The organism is Rhizobium sp. NLR16a, assembly GCF_017948245.1.
Classification (GTDB): domain Bacteria; phylum Pseudomonadota; class Alphaproteobacteria; order Rhizobiales; family Rhizobiaceae; genus Rhizobium.
In genome coordinates this window covers 2430939-2449585 of record NZ_CP072865.1, presented here as the reverse complement: position 1 = coordinate 2449585, position 18647 = coordinate 2430939, and the positions used below count along the sequence as shown (strand labels likewise).

Sequence of the window (18647 nt, the reverse complement as noted above, 5' to 3'; positions counted from 1 at the left end):
AGACAGATGAAAGCGGCGCGGGACTGAAAGGAGAAAAGTATGCGTGTACTCATTGCTGGCCTCATGGCCTCTGCTTTTGCAATCGCGGGCGTTTCGGCAGCTCAGGCGGCTGATGCCGTCGACCAGGTTCCGGAAGCACCGGTCGCCCAGGACGCCCCGGTCAAGCCGGCCGGCAACTGGGAAGGCTTCTATCTCGGCGGCGCCGGCACCTACAACATGGGTGACTTCGGTTCCGATCGCCACACCTACGGTTTCGGCGGCCAGGTCTTCACCGGTTACAACTGGCAAGCAGGCCAGATCGTTTACGGCGTTGAATCCGATCTTGGCTACAGCGGCGATGACGTCTCCTCGGGCGGCGTCAAGAACAAGTATGGTTGGAACGGCTCCGTCCGCGGCCGAGTCGGCTACGACATGAATCCCTTCCTGCTCTACGGTACGGCTGGTCTTGCCCTCGGCAATGTCAAGGTTTCCGACGGCACCTCGGACGAAAGCAAGACGAACTACGGCTATACGGTCGGCGCCGGTGTCGAAGCCTTCGTGACCAACAACATCACGACCCGCCTCGAATATCGCTACACCGACTACCAGAGCAAGGACTACGACCTCGACTCCGGCAGCTTCTCGCGCGGTTACGACGAGAACAGCGTCAAGCTCGGTATCGGCGTCAAGTTCTAAGCCGATTGACCCTTCCGAACATGCAGAAGCCGGGCTCATCGCCCGGCTTTTTGCTGTCCGCTCATGGTTTGCAGGCGCTCCGTTTCGGCTCCGGATCAGGCGCTGGCCTTGAGCTCGCGATGAGCCGGGAATTTCTTTTCGAACTCAGCCAGCCAGTCGATCAGCGGCGCATGCTCGGCTTCCCACTGGTCTTTAAAACGTAGGTCGAGATAGTCGAGCGTGGCGGCCAGCGCGAAATGTCCGCCATTGAGCTTCTTGCCTGTTTTTGGCGGCTTGGCGCCGAGATGGGCGAGTCCGGCCGTCACCTTCTTCCATTGCCGGTCGATCCAGGGCTGGTGAACCTTCTCCTCGTCACGGAAGCGGCGCTCGTAGACGATCGTGAGCAGGCAGTCGCAAATGCCGTCGCAGAGCGCTTCGAGCACTTCCGCATCCGTCCGCTTGCTTTTCTTGGCAGGATAGAGCCCGCCTTCCGTCAGCCGGTCGAAATAATGCATGATCGCCACGCTGTCGAAGATCGAGGTCCCGTCATCGGTCAGAAGCGTCGGGATCTTGCCGAGCGGATTGTTGTCCACGAGGATCGCCGGCCCGGTGTTGGTGTCGACCCGGATGGCATCCAGTTCGATGCTCAGAAAATGCGCGGCCATGCGCACCTTGCTGGAGTAGGGCGAGGCGGGCGAGCAGAGAAGTTTCATGGGGCACCTGGCGAGACTGTGGAGCTGCGGTGCCGACTATTTCCGAAGCCGGTTGCCCGGTCAATCGGCCTTGACCATCTTGTTCTCACCGCGCAACCAGAAGGCGCGGTGCGAGGCGAAACGGTCCTGCGCCAGATGGTCCTTCAGCGCCGGCAGCATCTGGTGCAGCTCATCCTTCAAGGTAAAGGGCGGATTGACGATGACGAGGCCGGAGCCGGTCAGTCCGGTAATGCCGCGGTCGCTGCGCACGCTGAGTTCGGCGCAAAGCATCTTCGGGATGTCGAGCGCCTGCAGAGTCTCGTGGAATTCCTTGATCGGCGCGCCCTTCTTCAACGGGTACCAAAGGCAATAGGTGCCGCCGGGAAAGCGGCGATAGGCCTTTTCCAGCCCGGCGGCGAGGCGCTGATATTCGTCCTCTTCCTCGAAGGGCGGATCGATGAGCACAATGCCGCGTTTCTCCTTCGGCGGCAGATGCGCGCCGAGCGCCAGCCAGCCGTCGAGTTCGGTGATGCGGGCATGGTGATCGCCCTCGAATAGCCGGTGCAGGCGGGCGTAATCCTCGGGATGCAGCTCCATCGCCGACAGCCGGTCCTGCGGCCGGAACAGCATGCGCGCAAGTTTCGGCGAGCCCGGATAGAAGCGGATGCCATCCTCGGGATTGAGTTCGCGGATGGCCGAGAGGTAGGGCTCCAGCAGCTCGGAGACCTGAGGCCCGAGTTCGGCCACGATTAATTTGCCGATGCCAGCCTGCCACTCGCCGGTTTTCTGCGCTTCCTCGGAGGAGAGGTCGTAGAGGCCGATGCCGGCATGCGTGTCGAGCACGCGGAAGGCGCCTTCCTTCTTCTGCATGTAGCGGATCAGCCGCGCCAGCACGGCATGTTTCAACACATCGGCAAAATTGCCCGCGTGGTAGATATGGCGGTAGTTCATTTTCGCTGATGCCCGTATGAATTCGTATCATGGGGAGTTTTTCTGGCTTTTGGCCATGCAGGCCTTGGCATATACAAATGCCATGAACATTACGACCCCCATCAACGCCAAATCCCCGAAGCTGGGCAGCAAGATCGGCCACACGGCCTGTCCGCACGACTGTCCCTCCACTTGCGCGCTGGAGGTTGAGATATCGGAGGACGGCCGCATTGGCCGCGTGCGCGGCGCCGGCGACCATTCCTACACCTCGGGCGTCATCTGCGCCAAGGTCGCCCGGTATGCCGAGCGACTCTACCATCCCGACCGGCTGATGCACCCCTTGCGCCGCGCTGGCCCCAAGGGGGCAGGGCAGTGGCAGCAGATTTCCTGGGACGATGCGCTGGATGAAATCGCCGAAGCCTTCGTGAAGGCCGAGGCGAGGGACGGCAGCGAGGCGGTCTGGCCCTATTTCTATGCCGGCACCATGGGCTGGGTGCAGCGCGATTCGATCGATCGCCTGCGTCACGCCAAGCGCTATTCCGGCTTTTTCTCGTCGATCTGCACCAACCCGGCCTGGACCGGCTTCACCATGGCGACCGGCGTGCTCCGCGGGCCTGATCCGCGCGAGATGGGCCGCACCGATTGCGTCGTCATTTGGGGCACCAATGCCGTCTCGACCCAGGTCAACGTGATGACCCATGCCATCAGGTCGCGCAAGGAGCGCGGCGCCAAAATCGTCGTCATCGATATCTACGACAACCCGACTATGAAGCAGGCCGATATGGCTCTGATCGTCAAGCCGGGCACTGATGCCGCGCTCGCCTGCGCCACAATGCACATCGCCTTCCGCGACGGCTATGCCGATCGTGACTACATGGCGAGATATGCCGACGATCCCGAAGGTCTGGAAGCGCATCTGAAGACGAAGACGCCCCAATGGGCCGCTGCCATCACCGGCCTGTCGGTCGAGGAGATCGAGGCCTTTGCCCGCCTCGTCGGCATGACGAAGAAGACCTTCTTCCGCCTCGGCTACGGTTTCACCCGCCAGCGCAACGGCGCGGTCGCCATGCATGCGGCCGCCTCGGTCGCCACCGTTCTCGGCTCCTGGCAATATGAGGGCGGTGGCGCCTTCCATTCGAACAGCGATATCTTCCGCATGAACAATGCGGAACTGACCGGCCGGTCGATGAAGGACGGCGATATCCGCATGCTCGATCAGTCGCAGATCGGCCGCGTGCTGACCGGCGATCCGGTGGCGCTACGCCATCGCGGCCCGGTGACGGCGATGCTGATCCAGAACACCAATCCCGCCAACATTGCTCCCGAGCAGCGCCTCGTCAGGCGCGGGTTCGCCCGCGACGATCTCTTCGTCGCCGTCCACGAGCAGTTCATCACCGAAACGGCCGAGGTCGCCGATATCGTCATCCCGGCGACCATGTTCGTCGAGCATGACGATATCTATCGAGCCGGCGGCCAGAACCATATTCTGCTGGGACCGAAGCTGGTCGAGCCGCCACCGACCGTGCGCACCAATCTCTTCGTGATCGAGGAGCTGGCAAGCCGCCTCGGCGTCGCCGATCGCCCCGGTTTCGGCCTTACCGCCCGCGAGATGATCGACCGCATCCTCCAATCGAGCGACCTGCCGGACTACGACCATTTCCTCGAACACAAATGGTTCGATCGCCAGCCGGCTTTCGAGGACGCCCATTTCCTGAACGGCTTTGCCCATCCGGACGGCAGGTTCCATTTCCGCCCCGACTGGATCAACCAGCCGGCGCCGAACAAGCCGCCGGCCGCAATCGGCGCGCTCGGGCCGCATGCCGAACTGCCGGCCTTCCCCGATCAGGTCGATATCATCGAAGTTGCCGATCCAGAGCATCCCTTCCGTCTCGCCACGTCGCCGGCGCGCAACTTCCTGAATTCGAGCTTTTCGGAGACCAAGACGTCTCGTCAGAAAGAAGGCCGTCCCGAGGTGATGATCAATCCTGTCGATGCCGAAGCCAACGGTGTCGCCCATGGCGATCTCATCCGCATCGGCAACAGCCGCGGTGATCTCCGCATCCATGCCCGTATCACCACCGAGGTGAAGCCGGGCGTGCTGATCGCCGAGGGCCTCTGGCCGAACAAGGCGCATGTCGACGGCGAGGGCATCAACGTCCTGACGGGCGCCGACCCGGTCGCGCCCTATGGCGGAGCGGCCGTTCACGACAACAAGGTCTGGCTTCGCAAGGACGCAGCATGATGCAGCCGAAATCACGGGTAAGGATTGTCAGCGAGGAAACGCTGTCGAATGGGTGGACGCGGCTCGCCAGCTATCTGCTCGACTATATCGACCGTAACGGCGCGACCCAGCGGTTGAAGCGGGAGGTCTACCACCGCACGCCGGCCGCCTGCATTCTACTTTATGATCCGAAACGCGATCTCGTCGTCCTTGTCCGTCAGTTCCGTCTTGCCGTGCATCTCAACGGCGACCCCGCCTGGGTGATCGAAGTGCCGGCCGGCCTGCTCGACGATGACCATCCCGAACAGGCGATCCGCCGTGAGGCGATGGAGGAGACCGGCTATCGCCTGCGTGAGGCGCGCTTCCTATTCAAATGCTACATGTCGCCGGGCGCAATCAGCGAAGTCGTCCACGTCTTCGCAGCCCTGATCGACACCGCCGACCGCGTGGCCGAAGGCGGCGGGCTGGACGAGGAGCATGAGGACATCGAGGTTCTGGAAATTCCTCTCGACGAAGCCGCCCGGATGATAGAGACCGGCGAGATTTTCGACGCCAAGACGATCATGCTTTTGCAATGGGCCGCGTTGAACCGGGATAGGATCAGATAATGGGGCGAGCCGTCAGGGGTGATCTTTCGATTGCCCATGATGGCTCCGGCATTGAGCCGCCAGCGCTCGAAAATTCATACGTTTGTCACGAAGCGGTTCTATCCGCTGCGGTTTGTCGATCATCGGATGCAGTCAGGAGAAAGCCCATGTGGCTCAGCAATTTCACCCTCGTTCTCCCAGACGAGGTGGTGAGCGAAGGTTCCGTGCGTGTTGAGGACGGCGCCATCGCCGAAATCCGGCCGGAGCCGGTTGCCGGGGCTGCGATCGATGGCGGCGGGCGGCTGCTGATGCCGGGCTTCGTCGACCTGCACGGCGACATGATCGAGCGCGAGATCGCGCCGCGGCCGAACGCGACGATGCCGATCGATTTCGGCATCCACGAGCTCGACAAGAAACTTGCCGCTGCCGGTGTGACCACCGCCTTTGCCGCGGTCTCCTTCGCCACCGAAAGCGTCTACGGCCATGTCCGCTCGCTGGAGACGACTTCGGCGGTGATCGAGGGCATCAACCGTCTGCGTAACGATCTGCTGATCGACCACCGCGTTCACGCCCGCTATGAAATCACCAATGTCGGCGCAGCACCTGCGCTCGAGCGCCTGCTGAATGCCCACCAGATCGACATGGTTTCGCTGACGGACCACACGCCGGGCCAGGGCCAGTACAACAACCTGCAGAGCTATATCCTCAGCATTTCCGAGCGCCGCGCCATCTCCGAGGAGATGGCCGCTGAGATCGTCGCCAAGCGCATCGCCATGCGCAGCAATCCTGACATCGAGGCCCAGCTGCGGGAGATCGTCGCGCTGTCGCTGAAGCACAAGCTGTCGCTCGCCTCGCATGACGACGACAGCGTCGAGAAGGTCGCAGAAATGCACGATCTCGGCGTCACCATCAGCGAGTTTCCGGTCACCGCACCCGCGGCCGAAGAAGCGCGCCGCCGCGGCCTCTGGACGCTGATGGGCGCGCCGAACGCGCTGCGCGGCCAGTCGATGTCGGGCAATCTCAGCGCGCTCGATGCCGCCAGGGCCGGCCTGCTCGGCGTCATCGCCGCCGATTATCACCCGGCCGCCTTCGTACCCGGCATCTTCAAGCTCGCCGACACGGTGGAAGGCGGCCTGCCGGCCGCCGTCGCCATGGCGACCGGCAACGCGGCCCGCTCCGCAGGACTCTCCGATCGCGGCGAAATCGCCATCGGTCAGCGCGCCGATCTGGTCGTCGTCGAGCGGGGCGAGATCAACCGCATCCGCGCCACCTTCCGCGCCGGCCAGTTCGTGTATAGCGACGGCACCCTGCATCCATTGCGGGCGCTGGCGGCTTAGCTGCAGGTTTGAACGTCGATGAAGAGATACCTCCGAGGCGAGCTTTCTCATCGGCGGTGCCCAACTATCACATTTCTCCGGAACAAGACTGGCAAGGATGGGGAATCAAGATGTCATCTGAGCCACGGTTGCTACACAAGGAATGGGGGCTCCTGCCGCTCGTTTTGAGTGGAATTGGGACGATATCTGTATTCATCATATCGATTTACTACGATAACCAATACGGAATTTCGTATGTCTATGTAGGTGGAGAGTATATAGAATGCGAAAAGTCGGTTGCTTCTTTGTTGAAGGCCATTGTCTTGGTATACAAATATCCCAGTTTGGCTCTTCTGATTATCTCATTTATTTCGGTAATTTTCTGCTGTGTCCATGACAGAGGTATATTTATCTTTATTACAATATGTCTCATATTTTTTAGCTATCCATTTGCTACCATGTGGGGTGGAGCCAGGATTGTTCTAAGTCAATCATCGACAGTGACGCTGTGCGAGAGGGGAAGTTACGGCTCGGTTGCGATCCACCTTCCGATGTTGTTTTTGTCGTCCTACGTCATCATTGGAAATATGGTTCTGCTGACCAAGCGATGGTTCGGGGGGAGAACCAGCAATACCGATATCTAACCGCAGTCGCCGATCAGCGAAATCAGCTGGGCCTTAGGCGCCGCCGTTGAAGCCTCGAAGCCAACGGCCTTGCCGCCCTCCATCGCCACACGCCCCTCGGCAAAGAGCCGCAGCGCCCTCGGATAGATCTGATGCTCGACGGTCAGCACCCGTGCGGCCAGGCTTTCGGCGGTGTCGGCGGAAAAAACCGGAACGGCGGCCTGGCCGATCGTCGGTCCCTCATCCATGCCTTCGGTGACAAAATGCACCGTGCAGCCTGCGATGCGCATGCCGGCGTCGATGGCGCGCTGATGCGTGTGCAGCCCTGGAAACAGCGGCAGCAGGGAAGGGTGGATGTTGAGCATCCGGCCTTCATAACGCTGGATGAAGGTCGCCGTCAGCAGCCGCATGTAGCCTGCGAGGCAAAGGATATCGGGGGAGAGCGTGTCGAGCGCGGAAAAGATCGCCGCCTCGTGCGCTTCCTTGCTGGCGTAGTCCTTGCGGGGGAAGGCGAAGGTGGCGATGCCTTCGGCCGCCGCCTTGGCAAGTCCACCGGCATCCGCCTTGTCCGAGATCACGCCGACGATCTCGGCAGGGTAGTCGGTGGCCTTGGCCGCCGCAACCAGCGCCATCATGTTGGAGCCACTGCCTGATATGAAGACGACGACGCGTTTGCGCTTCATGCTCATATGGCAAGCGTGCCCTTGTAGACCGTGCCGGCAGCGCGTTCGTCGCGCGCAATCATCCGGCCGAGCGTGATAACCTTTTCGCCTTCGGCTTCGAGCGCTGCGGAAACCGCCGCGACATCCTCTTCGGCGACGACGACGATCATGCCGATGCCGCAGTTGAAGGTGCGCAGCATTTCCTTGGCCTCGACGCCGCCAGATTTGGCGAGCCACGAGAAGACCGGCGGTACCTTGACGGCGGCAAGATCGATCTCGGCCGCCAGATGCTTCGGCAGCACGCGCGGAATATTCTCGGGGAAGCCGCCGCCGGTGATGTGGGCGAGCGCCTTCAATGCACCCGTCTCGCGGATCGCTTTCAGGAGCGGCTTTACATAGATGCGGGTCGGCTCGAGCAGCGCTTCGCCGAGCTTCTTGCCTTCGGCGAACGGCGCCGGCGCGTCCCAGCCGAGGCCGGACAGTTCGACGATCTTGCGCACAAGCGAAAAGCCGTTGGAATGAACGCCGGAGGAGGCAAGGCCGAGGATCACGTCGCCCTCGGCAATATCGCCTGACGGCAGCAGCTTGCCGCGTTCGGCCGCACCGACCGCAAAACCGGCGAGATCATAGTCGCCGGAGGAATACATGCCAGGCATTTCGGCCGTCTCGCCGCCGATCAGCGCGCAGCCTGCCTCGCGGCAGCCGGCGGCAATGCCGCCGACGATCGCCGCACCCTGGTCGGGATCGAGCTTGCCGGTTGCGAAATAATCGAGGAAGAACAGTGGCTCGGCGCCCTGGACCACGAGGTCGTTGACGCACATGGCGACGAGGTCGATGCCGACGGTGTCGTGGTAATCGGCGTCGATCGCGATCTTCAGCTTGGTGCCGACGCCGTCATTGGCGGCGACGAGAACCGGATCGGTAAAGCCCGCCGCCTTGAGATCGAAGAGCCCGCCGAAGCCGCCGATCTCGCCGTCAGCGCCCGGCCGACGCGTCGAGCGCACTGCCGGCTTGATCTTCTCGACGAGGAGGTTGCCGGCATCGATGTCGACGCCCGCATCGCTATAGGTCAGGCCGTTTTTTCCAGACTGGCTCATGCTGGTCTCCGATGGCTATTTCCAGGCGGCAGACGCGCCGCGTCATCTGCCGGTCGCAATTGCATGACAGGGGCCTTTATGCAAGCGTCGCATGGCAAAAGCCTCCAATTTCCCGTGTCTTTAATCGGCCTTTCCGGGATTTGGCGTGACAGGGTTGACCATCTTTGCGCCTGCATCCTATGTGCTGAATGGCCGCGTCGGACAAGAGGCGGCGTTCGGCGGCGGCGAGCGAAACGGGGAAGCAATGCCACAGCATGTCAGCGGCAACAGTCTGAAGCGCCAGATCTTCTTCTGGCTGGCCGTGCTCGTCTTCTTCATCGCCTTTCTCTATGTCTTCAGCTCGATCCTCTTGCCGTTCATCGCCGGCATGGCGATCGCCTATTTCCTCGATCCCGTCGCCGACCGGCTGGAGCGCCTGGGCCTCAGCCGCTTGATGGCGACGGTCGGCATTCTGATCGCCTTTGTCATCGTCTTTGCGCTGGCGCTGATGATCCTCATTCCCGTGCTGATCAGCCAGTTCAACGATTTCGCCGAGCGCTTGCCGAGTTATATCAGCCAGCTGCAGAAATTCATCGCCCAGTCGCAGCATTCGCTGCTGCCGCCGTGGATCAGGAGCCAAGTCGGCACGATCAAGGATAATTTCTCCGGCATCCTCTCCGAAGGCATGGGGTTCCTGACGGGACTCTTCGCGCAGATCTGGAATTCCGGCAAGGCGATTGTCGACGTCATCTCGCTGCTCGTCGTCACTCCCGTCGTCGCTTTCTATATCCTGCTCGATTGGGACCGCATGGTCGCCAAGGTCGACCAGTGGATCCCGCGCGATTACGTCAGCGATGTCCGCCAGATCGCCAGCGAGATCGATCAGGCGATCGCCGGCTTCATCCGCGGTCAGGGCTCCCTCTGCCTTATCCTCGGCATCTATTATGCCGCCGGCCTTTCCCTCGTCGGGCTGAACTTCGGCCTGCTGATCGGCCTCTTCGCCGGCATGATCAGTTTCATTCCCTATGTCGGCTCGCTGGTCGGCCTCGTTCTTGCCGTTGGCGTGGCAATCGTGCAGTTCTGGCCGGATTATCCCTGGATCGGACTTGTGCTCGTGGTTTTCTTCAGCGGCCAGTTTTTCGAAGGCAACATCCTGCAGCCGAAGCTCGTCGGCTCCAGCGTCGGCCTGCATCCGGTCTGGCTGATGTTTGCACTGTTTGCCTTCGGCGCGCTCTTCGGCTTCGTCGGGCTTCTGGTCGCCGTGCCGGCTGCCGCCGCCGTCGGCGTCCTTGTCCGCTTCGCGCTTTCGCGTTACCTTCAGAGCGATCTTTATTTTGGCGGGTCAGCAGACGGCCACGCCCGGAAGACGAAATCAGTACCCAATGAATGACGTGAAGAACGCTGATCCGAAGCGCAAGGCCGAAGAGCAGCTGCCGCTGGTGTTTTCGCATGATGCCGCAAGCGGGCGCGACGATCTCCTGATCTCGGAGCGTCTCGCCGCCGCCGTCTCGATCGTCGATGCGTGGCCCGCATGGGCGTCGCCGGTCGTTATCCTTGCCGGCCCGGTCGGCTCGGGAAAATCGCACTTGGCCGGCATCTGGAGAGAACACAGCGGAGCGGAGATCATTCACCCCAAGGCCGGTTCCAATGCCGCGGTCAGGGCGGCGAACGGCCCTGTCCTGTTCGAGGATGCCGATCGTCTCGGCTTCGACGACAACACGCTCTTCCATGTCATCAACAGCGTGCGCGAAAACGGCACCAGCCTGCTGATGACAAGCCGTCTCTGGCCGATGTCGTGGCCGGTTCTGCTGCCGGATCTGCGCTCTCGCCTCAAGGCCGCCACCGTCGTCGAGATCGGCGAGCCGGATGAAGCCCTGTTGTCGCAGGTGATCGTCAAGCTCTTCGCCGACCGGCAGCTTTATATAGATGACAAACTCGTGCTCTATATCGTCAACCGGATGGAGCGGTCGCTGAACGCGGCCCAGACAATCGTCGAACGGCTCGACCGGCTGGCCCTGTCGCGGGGCACGAAAATCACCCGCACTCTTGCCGCTGAAGTATTGAATGAATTGGGAAATTCGGAGCCGGCCGATTGACTGTCACAGTTCCGTCGTGAAACTGATATAATTGCCATCGCGATTGAAAACGGGGTAAGCCGACCATGGACAGCGCAGTCGCAGAACATCAGGAACTCACTCCGGAAACCAACGACAATATCCCCCCGCTGGACGAGTTGCTGGCAAGCCCCGAGCGCTTCATCAACCGCGAATTCTCCTGGCTGCAGTTCAACCGCCGTGTCCTGGAAGAGACGCTGAATACCGAACATCCGCTGCTCGAGCGCGTCCGCTTCCTGTCGATCTCGGCGGCCAACCTCGACGAGTTCTTCATGGTGCGCGTCGCCGGCCTCGAGGGCCAGGTGCGCCAGAACATCGCTATCCGCAGCCCCGACGGCAAGACACCGGCCGAACAGCTCGATTCGATCCTGCAGGAGATCGACCATCTGCAGATGGAGCAGCAGGCTTCGCTCGCTGTGCTGCAGCAGTACCTCGCCAAGGAAGACATTCTGATCGTGCGCCCGGGCGCCTTGAGCGATGCAGACCGCCAGTGGCTCGCCTCCGAATTCGAACAGGCGATCTTCCCGGTGCTGACGCCGCTGTCCATCGATCCGGCCCATCCGTTCCCCTTCATCCCCAATCTTGGCTTCTCGATCGGCCTGCAGCTCGTCAGCAAGAACGGCCGCGAGCCGATGACGGCGCTGCTGCGCCTGCCGCCGGCGCTCGACCGCTTCGTCCGGCTGCCCGACGATGGAAACACGATCCGCTACATCACGCTGGAAGACGTCGCGAACATCTTCATCCATAGGCTCTACCCGGGTTACGAGGTGCAGGGCTCCGGTACGTTCCGCGTCATCCGCGACAGTGATATCGAAGTAGAGGAAGAGGCCGAGGATCTCGTGCGCTTCTTCGAAACGGCACTCAAGCGCCGCCGTCGCGGCAAGGTCATCCGCATCGAGACCGATTCGGAAATGCCGGCCTCGCTGCGTCAGTTCGTCGTGCAGGCGCTCAGCATCCCCGAAAATCGCGTCGCCGTTCTGCCGGGGCTCCTGGCGCTGAACACTCTGTCGGAGATCACCAAGGCGCCGCGCGACGATCTCAGGTTTCAGCCCTACAATGCGCGATTTCCCGAGCGTGTCCGCGAACATGCCGGCGACTGCTTCGCCGCGATCCGCGAGAAGGACATGGTCGTCCATCACCCTTATGAATCCTTCGACGTGGTGGTCCAGTTCCTTCTCCAGGCTGCGCGCGATCCTGACGTTCTGGCGATAAAGCAGACGCTTTACCGCACCTCGAACGACAGCCCGATCGTCCGCGCTCTGGTCGACGCCGCCGAGGCCGGCAAGTCGGTGACGGCGCTGGTGGAGCTCAAGGCCCGCTTCGACGAAGAGGCGAATATCCGCTGGGCGCGCGATCTCGAGCGCGCCGGCGTGCAGGTCGTCTTCGGCTTCATCGAGCTCAAGACCCACGCCAAGATGTCGATGATCGTCCGCCGCGAGGAAGGGAAGCTCAGGACCTATTGTCACTTGGGAACCGGCAACTACCACCCGATCACCGCCAAGATCTATACGGATCTCTCCTATTTCACCTGCAATCCCGTCATTGCCCACGACATGGCGAATATCTTCAACTTCATCACCGGCTATGGCGAACCTGAAGAGGGCATGCAGCTCGCCGTCTCGCCCTATACGTTGCGCTCGCGCATCCTGCGTCACATCGAGGAAGAGATTCACCATGCCAGGAACGGCGCGCCGGCGGCGATCTGGATGAAGATGAACTCGCTTGTCGACCCCGACATCATCGATGCGCTCTATCGCGCCAGCCATGCCGGCGTCGAAATCGATCTCGTCGTGCGCGGCATCTGCTGCCTGCGTCCGCAGCTGCCCGGTCTCTCGGAGAAGATCCGCGTCAAATCAATCGTCGGCCGCTTCCTCGAACACAGCCGCATCTTCTGCTTCGGCAACGGCTATGGCCTGCCGTCGGACAAGGCGCTGGTCTACATCGGTTCTGCCGACATGATGCCGAGAAATCTCGACCGCCGCGTCGAGACCATGGTTCCGCTGACGAATCCGACTGTTCATGAGCAGGTCTTGTCACAGATTATGCTCGGCAACGTGATTGACAATCAACAAAGCTACGAGATATTGCCCGACGGTACGTCGCGGCGCATGGAAGTGCGCAGGGGCGAGGAGCCGTTCAATGCGCAGCAGTATTTCATGACCAATCCGAGCCTGTCAGGCCGTGGTGAAGCTCTGAAATCAAGCGCGCCGAAACTGATCGCCGGCCTGCTCGAAGGCCGCAACAACAAGTAAAACTGGACCATATGGTTGAATCTGAAGCCCAGGGGCGCCTTCCAGGGATCGCCCCGGTCTCCGTCGTCGACATCGGATCGAATTCCATTCGTCTTGTCGTCTACGAAGGCCTGTCCCGTTCGCCTACGATCCTCTTCAACGAAAAGGTCCTCTGCGGCCTCGGCAAGGGCATAGCCATCACCGGCAAGATGGATGAAGAGAGCGTCGCCCGGGCTCTGGCAGCGCTCCACCGTTTCAAGGCCCTGTCCGATCAGGCGCGGGCCGCTACCATGTATGTGCTGGCGACGGCCGCCGCCCGCGAGGCGAGCAACGGCCCCGACTTCATCCATCAGGCGGAGACGATCCTGCAGCGCCACGTCCGGGTGCTTTCAGGTGAGGAGGAGGCTCGTTTCGCCTCGCTCGGCATCATCAGTGGCTTCTTCAATCCTGACGGCATTGCCGGCGACCTCGGCGGTGGTTCTCTTGAACTGATCGACATCAAGGGCAAGGAGGTCGGCAAGGGCATTACGCTGCCGCTCGGCGGTCTGCGCCTGTCGGAATATGCCGGCGGGTCGCTCTCCAAGGCGCGAACTTTTGCCCGCAAGCAGGTGAAGACGGCAAAACTCCTGGCGAAAGGCGAGGGGCGCACCTTCTATGCCGTCGGCGGCACCTGGCGAAATATCGCCAAGCTGCACATGGAGATCACCCATTATCCGCTGCATATGATGCAGGGCTATGAGGTATCCCTCGAAGCGATGATGCTGTTCCTCGATCAGGTGGTGACCGCGCGCGATTCCAAGGAACCGGCCCTCCAGGCCGTCTCGAAGCATCGCCGTTCGCTGCTGCCTTTCGGCGCCATCGCCATGAAGGAAGTCTTGAGCGTCATGAAGCCGTCGGTGATCTCCTTCTCGGCACAGGGCGTGCGCGAGGGTTATCTCTATTCGCTGCTGTCTGAGGCCGAGCGCCGCGCCGATCCGTTGTTGGCTGCCGCTGGCGAACTAGCGATCCTGCGTGCCCGTTCGCCCGAGCATGCCCGCGAACTGGCGGAATGGACCGGCCGCATGATGCCCTTGTTCGGCGTCCAGGAAACCGAAGAGGAAAGCCGCTATCGTCAGGCCGCCTGCCTGCTTGCCGATATCAGCTGGCGCGCCCATCCTGATTATCGTGGCCTGCAGGCACTGAACGTCATCGCCCACTCCTCCTTCGTCGGCATCAGCCATCCCGGCCGCGCCTTCATCGCGCTCACCAATTATTACCGTTTCGAGGGCCTGCACGACGACGGCGCCACCGGTCCGCTGGCGCAGATCGCCACCCCTCAGTTCATCGACCGCGCCAAACTGCTCGGCGGCATGCTGCGCGTCGTCTATCTCTTCTCGGCCTCCATGCCCGGCATCGTCAAGCACCTGACCTTCCGCAAATCGTCGAATCCGGACTTCGACCTCGAATTCGTCGTGCCGCCGGAATACCGCGATTTCGCCGGCGAGCGCCTGGACGGCCGCCTGCAGCAGCTGTCGCGGTTGACGAACAAGAGGCTGGCGTTTCGGTTCGAGTAGAGAGGCATTCTTTCCGCGGGCTCCTTCCGCGCGGACCGTTCGACCTCCCTCATTCCTGTGACGAGCACAGGAATGAGGGAGGTCGAAGTAGTGCCATACGCAAAAGGGCGGCGCTGACCGCACCACCCTCCGGATGTCCTCAGGGTTTTCTGCTCACTTCGCGTTCAAAAACTCGCCAACCTCGAGCAGGCTGAACTCGTTATTGTCGGCCTTGTCGACAGCGCGGCCGGCCGAGAAGGGCAGGTTGTTGTCATTGCCGATGATGATGTGGGTGGCGTCGACGCGGTCGACGTTTTCGATGGTGACGAACGGCATGTCATAGACGCCATCCTTGCTGCCGGCCTGCTTCTTGTTGTCGGGGTCCTGAATATCAAGGAGATCGATGTAACCGATCTTGCGGACGGCCTTGCCGAGGTTAGCGTCGTTGAATTCGATCTTGTAGACGCGCTTCAGCACCGCCGGAGCTTCGAAGCAATCCGGCTTCGGCTGCTTCGGGTCGGAGCAGGCCTTGTCGCTGGTGCCGGCGCCGCTGTCGCGCTCGATGACGAGAGCGGTGGAGTCGTCGAGCATGTTGAAATCCCCGATCGATACACCCTTGTCTTCGAATGGATAAAGCCAGCTGCGGCCTGTCCACTTCTTGGAGCCAGCGTCGAATTCTATGACGCGGATGGCCGTATGGCCGTCAGCCGTTTCCATCGTGCCGTCATCCTCGTAGATGGCGCCTTCGAGCAGGCCGTAGAGCTTGGATCCGTCCTTCGACATGGCAAGGCCTTCGAAGCCGCCGGAGCGCTTCAGGTTGAAGACCGGCATCTTGGCGGCCGGATTGCCAGGCAGCTGGATCAGCGGGTTGTCGGGCGAAAGCACCGGCTTGCCGTCGAGCATCGTCGGGATCACGTCCGTCAGGCGACCTTCGGTATCGACCTTGAGGAGATAGGGACCGAACTCGTCGCCCAGCCAGAAGCCGTCGGCATCCGGCTGGATCGATTCGATGTCGAAGTCGGCGCCGGTAAGGTAACGCTTTTCCGTGCCTTCGAGCACGAGCGGGAACGGGGCGATCTTGTTTGGATCGGAGAGGAAGAGGTTCTTGACGACCTCAGCCTTGTTGGCAGTCCAGTCGAACTTCATCTGATGCAGGAACAGCATGGAGTCGGAAGAGTTGGCTTTCGAACCGAAGCCGTTGTCGGAGAGCGTCCAGAAGGTCCCGTCAGCCATCGTCTTGATGCCTGAGAAACCTTGGATCGGCTGGCCGTCGAACGGAAGCTTGAGGTCGGTCACGCGCGCGCCGTCCTTGCCTGGAACGGCGCCGAGAGCTTCGCTGCGCTTGCGGTCCGGCGTCGTGAACTTGCCGGAATGCTTGAGAAATTCGGGGGCGTCGGCCGGAGCCGGAACCATGGTATTGGCTGGCAGGATCGCCTGGCCGGTGAGCTTGGCCGGGAACTGCTGCTGGTCGGCCGAAACGGGGCCGGCAATCAGGATGAAAAGCGATACGGAAGCAAAAAGGACGTTCTTCATAATATCCCCATGGACGGATGCGAATGGCTTCCGCTTAACAGGGCTTCCGTGTCAGCGAATTGACGGTTGGGTGAAGCTTTGGTGACGGGTGATAAATGGACTTGCTCAGCCGTGCAGAACGACTGCGGGCGTGTTCAGAACGGTCACCGCACGCGAGGACAGCGCCATGACGCCGAGTGCCTGGCCGCGTCCCTTGACGGCATGGATCCCGAGATCCTCGCAGGAAATGTCATCGGGAAAGGTCATGCGCCGGGCCAGCTCCGCGGAGATCAGCACCTGCCGGTTCAGGCTGCGGCAGAGCGTCTCCAGCCGGGCGGTCGTATTCACCGTATCGCCAAAATAGCTGATCTTGTGGTGGTCGACGCCGACTTCCGCCGTGATGATCTCGCCGCCATGAAGTGCAACGTGAAGCTTCGGCACCTGGCCGTAATTTTTCCGCCAGCCGGCGGCATTGGCTTCGATATCGGCGAGGATATCGAAGATGCAGCGAACGCAGCGCGCATCCTTGACGCCGCGGGCCAGCGGCCAGGTAATGATCGCCGCATCGCCGACATAGTCGTTGATCATGCCCTTGTGGCGTCTGACCGGCTCGGCGAAAGTCGCAAACAGCGAGCTCAGCAGCTGCTGCGCCCTGAGGTCGCCGTGTTTTTCGGCAAAAGCCGTCGAATCGACGAGATCGATAAACAGGAAGACCCGCTCTTCCTTGACCGGATTGCGATAGCGGCTGATGAGCATGCTGGTGAATACTTCGCGGCCGAGCAGTTCGCGCACGCGCAGGATGAAGATCAGCGCCAAGCAGACGACAAGTGCATAAAGGAAGACGTCGAACGGCATGATGACGAGATCGAGGAGCGACGTCGGCTTCAGCACGCCGACCGAGCGAAGCAGCAGCCCGGCGCAGGCAAAGCCAATGCTCATCAGAATTTCGTAGATCGCCAGTTCGGTTATGATGAAGGCGAAGGTCGGTAGCTTCTGGATGCGTCTGTAGAGTCCGCGGAACAGCACCTTGCGCTCGAAGGCAATGATCGGCATGCCGATGAACAGCGCGAAGATCGCCCCGACGACCGGCGTCTGCTCCGAATAGAACATCGAATCATAGACGACGCCGCTCGCCGCGAGAACGATGACGATCAGGATCCAGTTCTGCGTCGGAGAAATTTCCCGCATGCCGCGCCCTTCGCTTCGCAGTGTCTCCGCCATTGTTTTCGGTTGGGAAAAAGGCGTTGAGCGAATTCGATTTGGTGTCAGAGTGCGACCGTTTCAACCTTCCGGCCGGCGAATCGCAATCCGATCTGGCCCTGGATCAGCTGCAGCGCCGGCTCGCCGAAAAGATCGCGCCGCCAGCCGTGCAGGGCAGCGACATCGGCCTTCTCGCCATCGGCGGCAATCTTGTCGAGATCCTCGCTGTTGGCGATCACCTTCGGCGCCACCCCATGTTTTTCCGAGATCAGCTTCAGCAGCACCTTTAAGAGTTCGACGGCGGCAGCTGCGCCCTCCGGGGCCTGTGCCTGACGTGGCACATGCGGCATCTCGGCTTTCGGAAGGGCGAGCGCCGCATTGACCGCTTCGACGACTGCCGTCCCGGCGGCCGAACGCTCCCAGCCCTTCGGAATGGTGCGCAGGCGGCCGAGCGCTTCGGAATCCCTGGGTTGCTGCTGGGCGATCTCATAGATCGCATCGTCCTTCAAAACTCGCGAACGCGGCACGTTGCGGGCCCGCGCCTCGCGCTCACGCCAGGCGGCGACGTATTTCAGGATTGCCAGCTCCTGCGGCTTGCGCAGGCGCATCTTCAGACGCTGCCAGGCGTCGTCGGGATGCATGTCGTAGGTCTCGCGCGCCTCGAGAATGTCCATTTCCTCGCGCAGCCACGACGTGCGGCCTTCGCGATCGAGTTCCGCCTTCAGCGACAGGTAGACGTCGCGCAGATGGGTGACGTCGGCCAGCGCATATTCCAGCTGCTTTTCGGAGAGCGGCCGGCGGCTCCAGTCGGTGAAGCGCGACGACTTGTCGATATGGACGTTCTTGATGCGGCTGACCAGCTGGTCATAGGAGACGCTGTCGCCGAAACCGCAGACCATGGCGGCGACCTGCGTGTCGAAGATCGGATGCGGAATGAGATTGCCGCGATTGAAGATGATTTCGATGTCCTGACGCGCCGCGTGAAAGACTTTCAACACCTTGGTGTCCGCCATCAGCTCGAAGAAGGGAGCGAGATCGATGCCCTTCGCCAGCGGGTCGACGAGTACTTCCAATGTCGGGCTTGCCATCTGGATCAGGCAGAGCTCCGGCCAGAACGTCGTCTCACGCAGGAATTCGGTGTCGATGGTGATGAAGTCGGACTTGGCCAGCTCTTTGCAGGCGGCCGCCAAATCGGCGGTGGTTTCGATCATATCATTTCATTCGCAAGGAAAAGGTTGGTTGAACCTTCCTTCTCCTTTCGCTTCGATATGTCAATACAACAGCATACGCTTCAAGC

15 protein-coding genes are annotated in these 18647 nt (G+C 61.5%); 8 read left to right on the top strand and 7 right to left on the bottom strand.

Going from position 1 to position 18647, the window contains the following annotated elements; all coding sequences use genetic code 11:
- Positions 1 to 39 precede the first annotated feature (39 nt).
- The gene (locus J7U39_RS11995; protein ID WP_011424814.1) at positions 40 to 675 is read left to right on the top strand and encodes an outer membrane protein; all 636 of its coding nucleotides are present in this window, start codon (positions 40 to 42) and stop codon (positions 673 to 675) included.
- Between the two features lie 95 nt (positions 676 to 770).
- On the opposite strand, the gene J7U39_RS11990 is transcribed toward J7U39_RS11995, so the two are convergent.
- Together J7U39_RS11990 and J7U39_RS11985 are read right to left on the bottom strand one after the other, a co-directional pair.
- Positions 771 to 1367 (bottom strand): glutathione S-transferase, encoded by a 597-nt coding sequence (locus J7U39_RS11990; RefSeq protein ID WP_210628391.1) that lies wholly within the window; start codon positions 1365 to 1367, stop codon positions 771 to 773.
- A 60-nt stretch (positions 1368 to 1427) separates the two neighbouring features.
- Positions 1428 to 2297 (bottom strand): 23S rRNA (adenine(2030)-N(6))-methyltransferase RlmJ, encoded by an 870-nt coding sequence (locus J7U39_RS11985; protein ID WP_210628390.1) that lies wholly within the window; start codon positions 2295 to 2297, stop codon positions 1428 to 1430.
- A 16-nt stretch (positions 2298 to 2313) separates the two neighbouring features.
- Here J7U39_RS11985 and J7U39_RS11980 point away from each other — a divergent pair, with 16 nt between their 5' ends.
- The 3 genes from J7U39_RS11980 to J7U39_RS11970 all read left to right on the top strand — a co-directional run bounded on the left by J7U39_RS11980 (position 2314) and on the right by J7U39_RS11970 (position 6421).
- The gene (locus J7U39_RS11980; RefSeq protein ID WP_210628389.1) at positions 2314 to 4518 is read left to right on the top strand and encodes a molybdopterin oxidoreductase family protein; all 2205 of its coding nucleotides are present in this window, start codon (positions 2314 to 2316) and stop codon (positions 4516 to 4518) included.
- Positions 4515 to 5105: an NUDIX domain-containing protein gene (locus J7U39_RS11975; RefSeq protein ID WP_210628388.1), complete on the top strand. Its 591-nt coding sequence runs from the start codon at positions 4515 to 4517 to the stop codon at positions 5103 to 5105. Before J7U39_RS11980 ends, J7U39_RS11975 begins: the two co-directional genes overlap by 4 nt.
- A gap of 146 nt (positions 5106 to 5251) precedes the next feature.
- Positions 5252 to 6421, top strand: a complete 1170-nt coding sequence (locus tag J7U39_RS11970) for an alpha-D-ribose 1-methylphosphonate 5-triphosphate diphosphatase (RefSeq protein ID WP_210628387.1) — start codon at positions 5252 to 5254, stop codon at positions 6419 to 6421.
- 619 nt (positions 6422 to 7040) lie between these two features.
- Here the strand turns inward: J7U39_RS11970 and purN are convergent.
- Positions 7041 to 7712 carry a phosphoribosylglycinamide formyltransferase gene (purN, locus tag J7U39_RS11965; protein WP_210628386.1) on the bottom strand — a complete coding sequence of 224 codons (672 nt, stop codon included), beginning with the start codon at positions 7710 to 7712 and terminating at the stop codon, positions 7041 to 7043.
- Positions 7709 to 8782: a phosphoribosylformylglycinamidine cyclo-ligase gene (gene purM, locus J7U39_RS11960; RefSeq protein ID WP_210628385.1), complete on the bottom strand. Its 1074-nt coding sequence runs from the start codon at positions 8780 to 8782 to the stop codon at positions 7709 to 7711. Before purM ends, purN begins: the two co-directional genes overlap by 4 nt.
- 244 nt (positions 8783 to 9026) lie before the next feature.
- Here purM and J7U39_RS11955 point away from each other — a divergent pair, with 244 nt between their 5' ends.
- The 4 genes from J7U39_RS11955 (at position 9027) to ppx (ending at position 14659) form a co-directional block, all read left to right on the top strand.
- The gene (locus J7U39_RS11955) at positions 9027 to 10151 is read left to right on the top strand and encodes an AI-2E family transporter (RefSeq protein WP_210631656.1); all 1125 of its coding nucleotides are present in this window, start codon (positions 9027 to 9029) and stop codon (positions 10149 to 10151) included.
- Entirely contained in the window at positions 10144 to 10857 is a 714-nt protein-coding gene (gene hdaA, locus J7U39_RS11950) for a DnaA regulatory inactivator HdaA (protein ID WP_210628384.1), read from the top strand. Before J7U39_RS11955 ends, hdaA begins: the two co-directional genes overlap by 8 nt.
- Positions 10858 to 10922: 65 nt before the next feature.
- Complete coding sequence (locus J7U39_RS11945; RefSeq protein WP_210628383.1) at positions 10923 to 13127, top strand: RNA degradosome polyphosphate kinase; 2205 nt, start codon at positions 10923 to 10925, stop codon at positions 13125 to 13127.
- 11 nt (positions 13128 to 13138) lie between these two features.
- The gene (gene ppx, locus J7U39_RS11940) at positions 13139 to 14659 is read left to right on the top strand and encodes an exopolyphosphatase (RefSeq protein ID WP_210628382.1); all 1521 of its coding nucleotides are present in this window, start codon (positions 13139 to 13141) and stop codon (positions 14657 to 14659) included.
- A 153-nt stretch (positions 14660 to 14812) separates the two neighbouring features.
- Here the strand turns inward: ppx and J7U39_RS11935 are convergent, their stop codons facing one another.
- The 3 genes from J7U39_RS11935 to rnd form a co-directional block, all read right to left on the bottom strand.
- A complete protein-coding gene (locus J7U39_RS11935) occupies positions 14813 to 16171 on the bottom strand; it encodes an esterase-like activity of phytase family protein (protein WP_210628381.1) in 1359 nt (452 codons plus the stop codon).
- Between the two features lie 105 nt (positions 16172 to 16276).
- Positions 16277 to 17338 carry an adenylate/guanylate cyclase domain-containing protein gene (locus J7U39_RS11930; RefSeq protein WP_210628380.1) on the bottom strand — a complete coding sequence of 354 codons (1062 nt, stop codon included), beginning with the start codon at positions 17336 to 17338 and terminating at the stop codon, positions 16277 to 16279.
- A gap of 77 nt (positions 17339 to 17415) precedes the next feature.
- A complete protein-coding gene (rnd, locus tag J7U39_RS11925) occupies positions 17416 to 18561 on the bottom strand; it encodes a ribonuclease D (RefSeq protein ID WP_210628379.1) in 1146 nt (381 codons plus the stop codon).
- Between the last annotated feature and the right edge of the window lie 86 nt (positions 18562 to 18647).